This window comes from Desulfovibrio psychrotolerans, from assembly GCF_013340305.1.
Classification (GTDB): Bacteria; Desulfobacterota; Desulfovibrionia; order Desulfovibrionales; family Desulfovibrionaceae; genus Halodesulfovibrio; species Halodesulfovibrio psychrotolerans.
Genome location: NZ_BLVP01000002.1, coordinates 280,305 through 292,619 on the forward strand (window position 1 = coordinate 280,305; position 12,315 = coordinate 292,619).

11 protein-coding genes are annotated in these 12,315 nt (G+C 60.7%); 9 read left to right on the forward strand and 2 right to left on the reverse strand.

The window, feature by feature from the left end:
- Window positions 1-78: 78 nt before the first annotated feature.
- Window positions 79-1,266: an ABC transporter ATP-binding protein gene (locus HUV26_RS04095; protein WP_243451251.1), complete on the reverse strand. Its 1,188-nt coding sequence runs from the start codon at window positions 1,264-1,266 to the stop codon at window positions 79-81.
- A gap of 301 nt (window positions 1,267-1,567) precedes the next feature.
- On the opposite strand from HUV26_RS04095, the gene HUV26_RS04100 reads away from it, so the two are divergent.
- From HUV26_RS04100 to feoB, 9 genes are all read left to right on the forward strand, one after another.
- Window positions 1,568-2,467, forward strand: a complete 900-nt coding sequence (locus HUV26_RS04100; RefSeq protein ID WP_243451252.1) for a branched-chain amino acid ABC transporter permease — start codon at window positions 1,568-1,570, stop codon at window positions 2,465-2,467.
- A complete protein-coding gene (locus tag HUV26_RS04105) occupies window positions 2,464-3,582 on the forward strand; it encodes a branched-chain amino acid ABC transporter permease (protein ID WP_174408829.1) in 1,119 nt (372 codons plus the stop codon). Before HUV26_RS04100 ends, HUV26_RS04105 begins: the two co-directional genes overlap by 4 nt.
- Window positions 3,575-4,531 carry an ABC transporter ATP-binding protein gene (locus HUV26_RS04110; protein ID WP_174408830.1) on the forward strand — a complete coding sequence of 319 codons (957 nt, stop codon included), beginning with the start codon at window positions 3,575-3,577 and terminating at the stop codon, window positions 4,529-4,531. Before HUV26_RS04105 ends, HUV26_RS04110 begins: the two co-directional genes overlap by 8 nt.
- Before the next feature lies 1 nt (window position 4,532).
- The gene (locus HUV26_RS04115) at window positions 4,533-5,285 is read left to right on the forward strand and encodes an ABC transporter ATP-binding protein (RefSeq protein WP_174408831.1); all 753 of its coding nucleotides are present in this window, start codon (window positions 4,533-4,535) and stop codon (window positions 5,283-5,285) included.
- 14 nt (window positions 5,286-5,299) lie between these two features.
- The gene (locus tag HUV26_RS04120) at window positions 5,300-6,598 is read left to right on the forward strand and encodes a phenylacetate--CoA ligase family protein (protein WP_174408832.1); all 1,299 of its coding nucleotides are present in this window, start codon (window positions 5,300-5,302) and stop codon (window positions 6,596-6,598) included.
- A 321-nt stretch (window positions 6,599-6,919) separates the two neighbouring features.
- Entirely contained in the window at window positions 6,920-7,183 is a 264-nt protein-coding gene (locus HUV26_RS04125; protein ID WP_174408833.1) for a FeoA family protein, read from the forward strand.
- Between the two features lie 39 nt (window positions 7,184-7,222).
- Window positions 7,223-7,471, forward strand: a complete 249-nt coding sequence (locus HUV26_RS04130; RefSeq protein WP_174408834.1) for a FeoB-associated Cys-rich membrane protein — start codon at window positions 7,223-7,225, stop codon at window positions 7,469-7,471.
- 166 nt (window positions 7,472-7,637) lie between these two features.
- Entirely contained in the window at window positions 7,638-7,874 is a 237-nt protein-coding gene (locus tag HUV26_RS04135; RefSeq protein ID WP_174408835.1) for a FeoA family protein, read from the forward strand.
- Window positions 7,875-7,911: 37 nt separating this feature from the next.
- Window positions 7,912-10,212, forward strand: a complete 2,301-nt coding sequence (feoB, locus tag HUV26_RS04140; protein WP_174408836.1) for a ferrous iron transport protein B — start codon at window positions 7,912-7,914, stop codon at window positions 10,210-10,212.
- A gap of 76 nt (window positions 10,213-10,288) precedes the next feature.
- On the opposite strand, the gene HUV26_RS04145 is transcribed toward feoB, so the two are convergent.
- The gene (locus HUV26_RS04145) at window positions 10,289-12,040 is read right to left on the reverse strand and encodes a sigma-54 interaction domain-containing protein (protein ID WP_174408837.1); all 1,752 of its coding nucleotides are present in this window, start codon (window positions 12,038-12,040) and stop codon (window positions 10,289-10,291) included.
- Between the last annotated feature and the right edge of the window lie 275 nt (window positions 12,041-12,315).

Sequence of the window (12,315 nt, forward strand, 5' to 3'; positions counted from 1 at the left end):
TGCATGCGCGATGCGTTGTATGATTATGCGGCAGCGCATATGCGCTGTGCATTTTACACTGGAATGCAGGGGTTTTTATCAGGCGTGGAGCCAGCAACGCACGCCGTGCCCCGGAACGGGATAAAAGAGGGGCGGTTCCCCGGTGGCACAGGGGGCGAACGCTCTGTCGCAGCGGTCGCTGAATTTGCAGCCCGCAGGCAGGGCGTGCAAAGGCGGCACCGTGCCGGGAATGGTTTGCAGCGGCGTGCGGCGTGCAGAACCGGGGGCACATGCGAGTGTGGAACCGTGCTCCGCTTCATGTTCCGGGCGCGGCGTTGCTTCGTCTTCCGGTGCCTGATTCGTGCCGTGCCCTGTGGTGTTCTGGTGTTTGCCGCAGGGAAGGCCGCCGGGCTGCCGGGCGGGGGAAGGCAGTGCGGGAATGGACCGCAAAAGTCCCTGCGTGTAGGGATGCAGCGGATTGGCAAAAAGATCGGCCACCGGGCTTTGCTCCACGATGCGCCCGGCGTACATGACGATGACGTCTTCCGCCGATTCCGCCACCACGCCGAGGTCGTGGGTGATGAGCAGAAGGGCGGAACCCGTCTCACGGGAGAGGGTGTTCATGAGGTCAAGAATCTGGCCCTGAATGGTCACATCCAGCGCGGTGGTGGGTTCGTCCGCAATAATCAGGCGGGGGGTGCAGGCAAGGGCGATGGCGATCATCACCCGCTGGCGCATGCCGCCGCTCATCTGGTGAGGGAATTCGCGGGCCCGCTGCTCCGGCGAGGGAATGCCCACCTGCTGCAGCAGGTCTACAGCCTCTTTCCATGCCTCTTTTCTGCCGAGCCTTTTATGCAGCCGGATGACCTCCGCCACTTGGTCGCCCACCCGGAAAACCGGGTTCAGGGAAGTCATGGGTTCCTGAAAAATCATGGAGATGTCGTTGCCGCGCACGGTACGCATATCTTTTTCCGGCAGGGCGAGCAGGTTTTTGCCGTTGAACAGCACCTCGCCGCGGGTGGTCTCTCCGGCGGGATGGGGCAGCAGGCGCATGATGGAAAGAGCCGTTACGCTTTTGCCGCAGCCCGACTCGCCCACCAGTCCCAGCGTGCGGCCGGGGCGCAGGGAGAAGCTTACGTCGTCCACGGCGGTGACATCGCCTTTGGCGGTGTGGAAAACGGTGGTGAGGCCGCGCACATCCAGCAGCGGGGCAGGCGTTGCCTGAGACGCTGCGCGGGGGGCGGTTTCAGCATCGGTGCCGGGTGTGTGGGCCGGTATCTGTTCCATGGGCAGGGACGCTCCTTGTTCCGTACTATGCATATTTCCGGGGGCTATCCTGTGTGGCCAGCGCGTAGTAGGTTTGTGCTCTTGTGCCTGTAGCGGGCGGAATGTGCAAGGCCTTGCGGAACAGGTTGCGGACAACAGCCCTGCGGGGGAGTTTTCAAAACGGGCGTCCTTAACGGCCGGAAAAAGGTATGATTTGTCCATACGAAGTTGACAAAGTGGTGATATTGAAGAGAGATTGGGCTTCCGACAGGGCCGCTGGCGGAATGGCCGCGCGGCAGGCTATACGGAATTCTTCCCCCCTATGACCCCGGTTGCCATCATGGATCTTTCCAGTTTTCTGCAATACCTGTTCTCCGGCCTTACCGTGGGAGCCACCTACGGCCTGACGGGGCTGGGCTTTACCATTATCTTCAACACCACCGGCGTGATTAACTTTGCGCAGGGCGAGTTTGTGATGCTGGGCGGCATGCTGGCGGTGGCGTTTCAGGCACTGCTGGGGCTGCCGCTGCCCGTTTCTGTGGTGCTTGCGGTGCTGGGAGCCACGCTGACAGGCGCGGTGGTGGAGCGGCTGGCCATACGCCCGGTGCGTACTGCGCCGCATATAAATCTTATCATCATCACCATAGGCGTATCCATTCTCATCCGCAGCCTTGTGATGCTGCTGTGGGACAGGGACACCCATACCCTGCCGCATTTTTCCGGCACTGAACCCATAACCGTGGGCGGCGCTACGCTTATGCCGCAGAGCCTGTGGATTCTGGGCATAACCGCACTGGTGCTGGTTGCGCTGCGGGCGTTTTTCAGCAGGTCCATCTTCGGCAAGGCCATGCTGGCGTGTGCGCATCAGCGCAAGGCGGCGTGGCTGGTGGGCATTAGTGTGGAGCAGATGGTGCTGCTTTCGTTCATGATTTCCGCGTTTGTGGGGGCCGTGGGCGGTGTGATTCTTGCCCCCATGACCATGACCGCCTTTGACGTGGGGATTCTGCTGGGGCTGAAGGGGTTTGCGGCCTGTATTCTCGGCGGGCTGGGCAATCCCTTCGGTGCGGCGGCGGGCGGACTTTTGCTGGGCGTTCTGGAATCCTTCGGGGCGGGGGTCATATCCTCTGCGTATAAGGACGCCTTTGCTTTCATCATCCTGCTGTTACTGCTGTTCGTGCGTCCTTCGGGCCTGTTCGGCAAGGCTGAGGTGAAGCGCGTATGACCTGTGCCCCGTCCTCCTTTTCCGTGCCTGCGAGCTACCGCTCGCTGGTGTCTGTTTCGGTCTTTTTCGTCTGCCTGCTGGCCATGCCGTATGTGCTGCCCAACCCCTACTACGTGAGCACGCTCACCCTTGCCTGCATTAACGCCATTATCGTGGTGGGGCTGAATCTGCTGCTGGGATTCGCCGGTCAGATATCGCTGGGGCACGCCGCCTTTTACGGCATAGCTGCCTATGCCACGGGCATTGCCACGGCTACCTACGGCCTGCCCATGGAGGCGGGGTTTTTCATCGCCGTGGGGCTGACGGGGCTGGTGGCGCTGCTGGTGGGCATTCCCACGCTCAAGCTCACCGGGCATTATCTGGCCATGGGCACGCTGGGTTTCGGGATCATCGTCTTTATTTTTCTGAACGAGTCCATTGAGCTTACGGGAGGGCCTTCCGGCATGGTGGGCATCCCGCGTCTTGCCCTGTTCGGGTATGAATTCTGGTCTGACAACGCTTATTTCTATCTGGTTTCCGCCGTGCTGTGCTGCATCCTGTTGCTGTCGCTGAATCTTATCCGTTCCCGGTTCGGCAGGGCGCTCAAGGCCATACACACCAGCGAGAAGGCCGCCATGTGCATGGGTGTGGATATTGCCCGCTACAAGCTGGCGGTGTTTGTGTTCTCCGCACTGTATGCGGGGGTGGCGGGCTTTTTGTATGCTCACTATCTGGGGTTTGTGGCGCCTTCTTCCTTCGGGTTTCATTTTTCCGTGCAGCTCATCGTGATGGTGGTGCTCGGAGGCATGGCATCTGTGTGGGGAGCGGTGGCGGGTGCGATTTTTCTCACCGTGCTGCCTGAGTTTCTGCGGGTGTTTGAAACCATTGAACCGCTTATCTATGGCAGCATTCTGGTGCTGAGCATGATGTTTATGCCCAAGGGGCTGGCAGGCGGTGCGGAAATGCTGTGCCGCAGGGCGCGGCGGCTATGCGGAGGGCTGCGCGCCCCGGCAGGTGCCCCGGAAGCCGGACCGCAAAGCGGACCTGAAAGCGGACAGGAAAACGGTTCCACCGGCGCATTGCCGACGGGCCAACCCCCTGACGCGGGTGCGGTGCGGGGAGGTTCCAATGGCTGATACGCTGCTGCGCTGCTCTGACATTTCCGTGAGCTTTGGAGGCGTGAAGGCCCTTGCCGGCGTTTCCTGCGGGCTGGAACAGGGGCGCATTACCGCCATTATCGGTCCCAACGGTGCGGGAAAGACCACGCTGCTGAACGTGATAACCGGCATGGTGTCCAGCGAGGGAGGGGTCATTCTTCTGCGTGGCGGGAAGGCTGTATCCGCCGGGCAGGGCAAGGGGGACACCCCTTCCCGGAACGGGGAAGAGTGGGAGGATATGGGCTTGCTGCCCCCCTTCCGCAGGGCCATGCGCGGGATTATGCGCACGTTTCAGAATCTGGAAATTTTTACCAACATGAGCGTGCTGGAAAACGTTATGGCGGGCAGGCACCGCAAGGGCGGCTACAGTGTTGCGGACGCCTTTTTCAAGACACCGCGATACCGCCGTGAGGAACGCGAGGCCGAAGCTGCCGCCCTGCGCGCGCTTGAGTTTGTGGGGCTGGCGGACATGGCCCATATGCCCGCAGGCGAGATGGCCTATGGCAGCCAGCGGTTGCTGGAGATTGCCCGGGTGGTGGCGGCGGAGCCCGTGCTGCTTCTGCTGGATGAACCGGCGGCCGGGCTGAACATGCGCGAGACGCAGCAGCTTGGTGCGCTTATCCGTCGTGTGCGGGATGAGCTGGGCATAACCGTGGCGCTGGTGGAACACGACATGGAGCTGGTTATGGATATCAGCGACCATATTGTGGTGCTCTGTTTCGGTGAGGTGCTGGCCACGGGCACGCCGCTGGAGATTCAGCGCAACCCTGCCGTTATTGCCGCGTATCTGGGGGATGACGAGGACGACGGGGGTGCCGGAGGTGCATGTGGCGGCGGTGACGCCGTGGCCGCCGGGAATGTCGGGAATGCCGGGAGCGGGCGGGACCATGCGTCCCTGAACGCGCAGACCGGCACGGGAGGAAACTGACATGCTGCGGCTGCGGAACGTGGACCTTGCCTACGGGCGTATTCAGGCGGTGCGGCGGGTTTCGCTGCATGTGGGGGCCGGGGAGATTGTTGCCCTTATCGGGGCCAACGGCGCGGGAAAAACCACCCTGCTTACGGCTGTTTCCGGCCTGATGCGGCCTGCGGGCGGCGTGATGGAATTTGACGGCGGCGACCTGACGCGCATGCAGCCGGACGCCATTGTGCGGGCCGGGATATCCCATGTGCCGGAAGGAAGGCTGGTGTTTGGCCCCATGACCGTGGAGGACAATCTGCTGCTCGGCTCCTTTTCGCGGAGGCGGTTCGGGAGGCGGCTGGACGTGCGGGACGAACTGGACCGGATGTATACCATGTTTCCGCGTCTGCACGAGCGGCGGGCGCAGGCGGCGGGTACGCTTTCCGGCGGGGAGCAGCAGATGCTGGCCATAGCCCGCGCGCTTATGGCAAAGCCCCGCATGCTGCTGCTGGATGAACCCGGCATGGGACTGGCACCCACGGTGACGAAGGAGATATTCCGGCACGTTGTGGAACTGCGGGACGCGTTGGGCCTGACCGTGCTGCTGGTGGAGCAGAACGCGCGCGCGGCCCTGCGCATAGCCGACCGGGGCTATGTGCTGGAGACGGGGCGCATTATTTTGCAGGGACAGGCGGGTGAACTGCTGGCCAACAGGGATGTGCAGCGCGCCTATCTGGGCCGTGATCTTGACCGGGAAACCCAGCCTGCAAGGGCGGAATGACCGAGGTGACGAATATGTTTTTTGAACAGGATAAAGAATGCATGCCGCGTGAGGCTCTGGAACAGCTCCAGCTTGAACGGTTGCAGGCCACCCTGAGCCGGGTGGCGCGCAGTGTGCCCCTGTACCGCAGGCGGTTTGCGGAGCACGGCGTGGACCCGGACGATTTTCGATCGCTGGAGGATCTGCAGCGTCTGCCGTTCACCAGCAAGCAGGACATCCGCGACAATTATCCCTACGGGCTGTTCGCCGTTCCGCTGCGCGACGTGGTCCGGCTGCATTCGTCATCGGGTACCACGGGCAAGCCCATTGTTGTGGGGTATACCGGGAATGATCTGAACAGCTGGGCGGCCATGGTGGCGCGGATTCTGGTCATGGGCGGGCTTTGCCGGGACGATGTGGTGCAGATAGCCTTTCACTACGGCATGTTCACGGGCGGGTTCGGGTTGCACGCGGGGGCGGAGCGGCTGGGGGCTTCTGTCATTCCCAGTTCCGGCGGCAACGCACGCAGGCAGATCATGATTATGCAGGACTACCGGACCACGGCCCTGTGCTGCACGCCGAGCTATGCCCTGCACCTGGCGGACACCATGGAAGAGATGGGCGTGAACCCCAACGCCCTGCACCTGAAGCGGGGATTGTTCGGCGCGGAGGCGTGGTCTGAAGCCATGCGCGAAGAGATTCAGGAACGCCTGAAGATTACGGCTACGGATAATTACGGCATCTCCGAGGTCATGGGACCGGGGGTGGCGGGCGAATGCCTTGTCCGGCAGGGGCTGCATGTGAATGAGGATCATTTCCTCTTTGAGATCGTGCATCCTGAGACGGGGGTTCCCGTGCCGGACGGCGAGGTAGGGGAACTGGTCATAACCACGCTGACCAAGGAAGCCTTTCCCATGGTGCGCTTCCGCACTGGGGATCTGACCCGCATGATAGCGGAGCCATGCTCCTGCGGGCGCAGCTTCCGCCGCATTGCCCGCGTGATAGGGCGCACGGACGACATGCTTATCATACGGGGGGTAAACGTGTTTCCGCTGCAGGTGGAGTCTATCCTCTTCGGCATGGAGGGGGCGGAACCGCATTATCAGATAGTTCTGGAGCGCGAGGGCAGGCTGGATACGGCCACAGTGTTTCTGGAGGTTTCTGAGAACCTGCTGTTTGACCGCATGCGCGTGGCGCGCGAGGCACAGGAGCAGATTAAGCGGCAGCTTGCCTCGGAACTGGGCGTTTCGATGGACGTGGTGTTTGTGGGGCGCAAAACGCTGGAACGCACGGAAGGGAAGATTCGTAGGGTGGTGGACAGGCGGCAGCTATAGGTCTTTGGCAAGAAGGCATTCTGCGGCGTTGCCGTGAGATGATCAAATGATCAGCTGATGGAGTAGGGCGTTATACGCGCTGGCAGGGGGTTGGGACTGAACGATACCTGCATATTGCCGATATCTTTTTTGGGCGGCCCGCGGTTTGACTTTTTTACAGTCAGAAAGCGGGCCGTAAAAATTTTGCCGAGAATGCTATTGAAATGTGATGCAGGTCAATCCGCCGGGCAGAATGAGAATTAGTTTCATTTTGGCGGCAGAGGAACTTGACATTCAATTTCAACTGGAATAGTCCATAGGGACGTTTTCGGAGGGATTTTTATGGCTTGTTGCACGTTGGATAAACTCCCCGCAGGGTGCAGAGCGACCATTAAGGGGTTTTGCGGATGCCGCAAGTCCCGGGGACGCCTCTGCGCCATGGGGCTTACGCCCGGTACCGTGGTGGAAGTGTGTGCTCCGTGCAGTGTGCGGGTTCGTGAATCGTGCCTTGCTCTCGGACGCGAGATGGCGGGGCTGGTAACCTGCGAACCTCTTGAAAACGAGCCCCGCTCCGGCTGTGCGTCAGCCGATGCGGTGGGGTTGTAACCGGCTTTTTCCGTTCCCGGAGAGAGCAGGGAGGCTGTTATGTGGGATACACTTGCGGTTATCCTTATTGTTGCTGTGGCCGCCATATATTTGGTGCGCCGGTTTGTGAGGCGTGACGGTTCCGGCGGCTGCGGCTGCGGTGGTTCCGGCTGCTGCGGATCTGGTGGTCAATTGAAAGGCGGTCAGTCGAAGGACGGCGGGCTGAAGCGTTTTGACGGAGATTCCGGCAAGGCGCGTGAAACGTCTTCTGCCTCATGCGGTTGCGGCGGCAAGGGCGGCTGCCATTAGAAGGGGGCGGTCTTAAGGGCAGGGGTGTCTTGCTCCGAAAACGTGATGCACGGCGTGCATTTTTTTTGGCACCACCTGTTGAGATCGACTATCAACATCATTTTCAAATTTACCCAAAGGGATTGGTCTGCCACGCGGCAGGCTTGATCGCATATGAGGAAACGCTATGTCTACAGTCATTCCCTTGCGGAAGCTGCAGGTCGGGCAGAAGGCCCGGATACAGACCGTTATGGCACACGGTGAACTCGGGCGCAGGATTCGTGACATGGGACTCATTCCCGGCGCGGAGGTGGAAGTGACCGGGCGTGCGCCCCTGCAAGACCCCGTGGCTTTGCGGCTGACCGGGTTCACGCTTTCACTGCGCAATAACGAGGCCGACTACATCACGGTGGAAGTTCTGTAGAACGGGGCACGCCCAAGTAACCTGAGGGAAGGAAACCATGTCCAAAAAGATTACCATTGCCCTTGCCGGTAACCCCAACTCCGGCAAGACAACTGCATTTAACGCCATAACCGGGGCCCGCCAGCATGTGGGCAACTATCCCGGTATAACCGTGGACAAGAAAGAGGGCACTGCCGTTGTTGACGGGCAGACGGTGCACGTGATTGACCTGCCGGGTACGTATTCGCTGAGTGCGTACACCATGGAAGAAGTGGTGGCCCGCAACGTGATAGCGGACGAGCGGCCCGACATGGTTGTGGACGTGCTCAACGCAGGCGCGCTGGAGCGTAACCTGTATCTGGCTGTGCAGCTTATGGAAATGGGCGCGCCGCTGACCCTTGCCCTGAACATGATGGACGAGGCGAAGAAGCAGGGCATGCGCATTGACGTGCAGAAGCTGCAGAGCCTGCTCGGAATTCCGGTGGTGGAAACTGTGGCACGCGTGGGCGAGGGTATGGACAACCTCATGCGCACGGCAGTGGAGCACGCGCGTGAAAAAGCAGGGAAGCCTTGGGAGCCGCTGATCATATCCTACGGTTCTGATCTTGATCCGGTTCTGGATGAGATGGTGGCCCTGATCAGCAAGGAGCAGTTTCTTACCGACCGCTACCCCGCCCGCTGGGTGGCTTTGAAGTATCTTGAGAATGACGAAGAAATGCTGCGCATTGGGAAGCCTTTCGGTGCCGTGGCCACCGAGCTTGAGACACGCGCCCGTGAAGTGTCGGAGCACCTGGAAGCCACGCTCAAAACCTACCCTGAAGCCGTTATTGCGGACTACCGCTACGGATATATTTCTTCCCTGCTGCGTCAGGGCGTGGTTTCCCGCCTGAACGATCTGGAAAACCGCCTTGCCACTTCAGACAAGATGGATCAGGTGCTCACCCACAGGATGCTCGGCCCCATGATTATGCTGGGGCTGCTGTTCCTTATCTATCAAATTACTTTCACCATTGGCGAAGTGCCCATGGGGTGGCTGGAATCCTTCTTCGGCTGGCTGAACGAAACCGTTTCTGAGGCCATGCCCGACGGCCTGCTGAAGTCGCTTGTTGTTTCCGGCATTATTGACGGCGTGGGCGGCGTTATGGGCTTTGTGCCCCTGATCATGTTCATGTTCCTGCAGATAGCCTTCCTTGAAGACAGCGGGTACATGGCACGCGTGGCCTACATGCTGGACAGGGTGTTCCGCTTCTTCGGCCTGCACGGCTGCTCGGTTATGCCGTTTATCGTATCCGGCGGCATTGCAGGCGGCTGCGCTGTTCCCGGTGTTATGGCCGCGCGCACTCTGCGCAGCCCCAAGGAAAAGCTGGCAACGCTGCTCACGGCTCCCTTCATGGCGTGCGGCGCGAAACTGCCCGTGTTTCTGCTTATTGTGGGCGTGTTTTTCGCTGAGAATCAGGCGCTGGTCATGTTCCTGCTTACGCTGGCGGGATGGGCTTCTGCGCTGCTGGTCTCCAAATTGCTGCGCTCCACTATCATAAAGGGCGAACCCACTCCGTTTGTTATGGAGCTTCCACCCTATCGTGTTCCTACCTTCCGGGGTCTGCTTATCCACACGTGGGAGCGCACATGGCAGTACATCAAGAAAGCCGGTACTGTTATTCTGGCCATATCCATCCTGTTGTGGCTTGCCATGACCTTCCCGCAGCTTTCCGATGAGCAGATGGCTCCGTTTGAAGCCCGTCAGGCAGAGATTGCCGCGCTGATAGAGGCTGCCGGGGGAACTGACGTGCCTGCTGCCGATGAAGCTGCCGCTGCCACTGAAGCTGGCGCTGAGGTCTCCGGTGAAGAACAGGCTGAGGAAGCAGGGGTGCTGGTTGCGGAAAACGAAGCCGCTGTTTCTGAAGTGGATATGGAAGCGTTGGAAGAAGAACTGACGGAGATTGAAAACGCTATGAGCGAGGCCGGGCTGCGGAATTCCGTTGCCGGACGGGTGGGTATTGCCCTGGAACCTGTCACAAAGTGGGCCGGTTTTGAGTGGCGGACAAACATTGCTCTGGTGGGTGGCTTTGCCGCCAAGGAAGTGATTGTTTCCACGCTGGGTACTGCCTATTCGCTGGGTGAAGTGGATGCGGAAGAAGCGCAGCCGCTTGCCGAGCGTATAGCCAATGACCCGCACTGGACGCATGCCAACGCTGTTTCCCTGCTGCTCTTCGTGCTGCTGTACGCCCCGTGCTTTGTCACGGTGGTCGCCATCAAGCAGGAGGCCGGTTCGTGGGGGTGGGCTATCTTCTCCACCGTGTTCAACACAGCCTTCGCGATGGTGGTGGCTGTGGCGGTGTACCAGATAGGTTCCCTGTAACAGAAAGATAGAGCGTTAGATTAAGGGCCGCCGTTCCGGGAAGGAGCGGCGGCCTTTTTGCATGGGACGAGGGGCGTCAGCGCGGTTTCTTGAGGCCGAACTTGCGTATGCGCGATTGCAGGGTGGTGGGCGGAATGCCGAGCAATTCTGCTGCGCCGCCAGCCCCCTGAACCCGCCAGTTACTGGCTGTGAGGGCACGCAGGGTGTTTTCGCGCTGCAGCTCATCCATCTGGGCATCGGTGAATATGGCGGTATCTGCCGCCGGAAGCGTTCCGGAAGGGGCAGTTGCGGCAGGTGCTGCGGGAAGCCCGGGGGATATGGGGCTGCCTGTCTCCGGCTGGGAGAAGTCCAGCCTGCCGCTGTGCGACATGATGAGGGCGCGTTCGATGACGTTTTGCAGTTCGCGCACGTTGCCGGGCCAGTCGTACGTCTGCAACTGCTGGATGTGGCGGTAGTGCAGTTTGGGTTCCGGAACATTCAGCCGCCGGGCCGCGTTGGCTATGAAGTGGTGGGCGAGAACCGGTATGTCATCAAGCCGTTCACGCAGGGGCGGGTTGCGGATGGGAAAGACGGACAGGCGGAAATAAAGGTCCTGCCGGAAAAGCCCTGCGTCCACGTCTGCGGCGAGGTCGCGGTTTGTGGCGGCGATGATGCGCACGTCCACCTTGCGTGCCCGGTCATCGCCTATGGGTTCGAAGGTGCCCTCCTGCAGCACGCGCAGCAGCTTGCCCTGCAATTCCAGAGGAATTTCGCCCACCTCGTCCATGAAGAGGGTACCGCCGTCTGCCATGAGAAAGCGCCCGGCCCGGTCACGCACGGCACCGGTGAAGGAGCCTTTGACATGGCCGAAGAATTCGCTTTCGAACAGTTCGTGCGGAATGGCGGAGCAGTTTACGCGGACCAGCGGCCCTGTGCGGCGGTGGGAACGGGTGTGGATGGCTTCTGCCAGAAGCTCCTTGCCCGTGCCCGATTCGCCGAGAATGAGCACGGTGGCGTCTGTGGGGGCCACCACTTCTATCTGCTCCATAACCTTGTTCAGGGCAGCGGAATTTCCCACGATGTGGTCGTCTGCATGGGCTGTGCGCACGGCGCGTCTGAGGTGTTCGTTTTCCAGTTCCAGCTCGCGGCGCAGGGCATGAATTTCTTCAAACGCGGCGGCGTTGGCAAGGGCGGCGGCCAGTGAGTCTGCATAAATCTTGTGCATCTTGCGGTGCATGAGCAGCATGTCTGCCTGCTCGCCGGTCATGGGCCTGTCGTAGAATACGGCCATAACACCTAAAAGCTCGTCCTTGTGCATGATGGGAAAGGCGGAATAGGCGTGGTAGCCGTGCTCCACTGCCCAGTAGGGGCGTTCCCATTCATCGGCCGAGGCGGCAAATGTGGGTTCGCCCGCCGTGCTGGGGCCGAGGATAGGGTCGGTGAAGGGAACGAGGTCATACGTGCCGTCCGGATGACGCCAGAGCGACGGACGCGGTTTGCCCATGCCGGAATAGGCCATGAGGCGGAGTTTGCGGTCTGCGCCGGGCTTGCTGTGCTCCGACGTGCCGGTAATGCGTTGTGAGGCAACAATCCACAGACCGCCGAAAATTACGTGCTTGCCCCTGTAGGTGCGTTTGGTCAGGCGCAGAATGCCGTCTATGGTTCTTTCGCGGGCGATGCCCAGCATGAGGTCCAGAAAGGGGCTGACGTCTATGCTGTGCAGGGTGGGAACCAGTTGCGGGTCCGGCTGCCCGAGCTGCTGCCTTGCAGGGTGAGGGCGGGGAGCGGCGACTGGTGATACTGCCGGGGATGCCGTGGGCGAATCTGCCGGTGAGGTGGTATCGGACATGGGTGCTCCGTACGGTTGTGTTACGAATTTTCGTTACGATTATTCGTAGTATACGAAATTTCGTAGCGTGTCCAGCCGGACGGGAAGCGCCGGAACGGGCACGGGGCGCGGGTTAGCGCACGGTGTTGCTTTTGGCACACCGTGTGCAAACGGAATAAGACAACAAACGGTCTTATGTCCGTGTGGTCCCTCGCTTCGCGGACTTTGATTCAGTCGCTTCATTTTGACAAGCCCCCTGAGATTCCCCTCTCAGGGGGCTTGTCCGTTTGGGATAC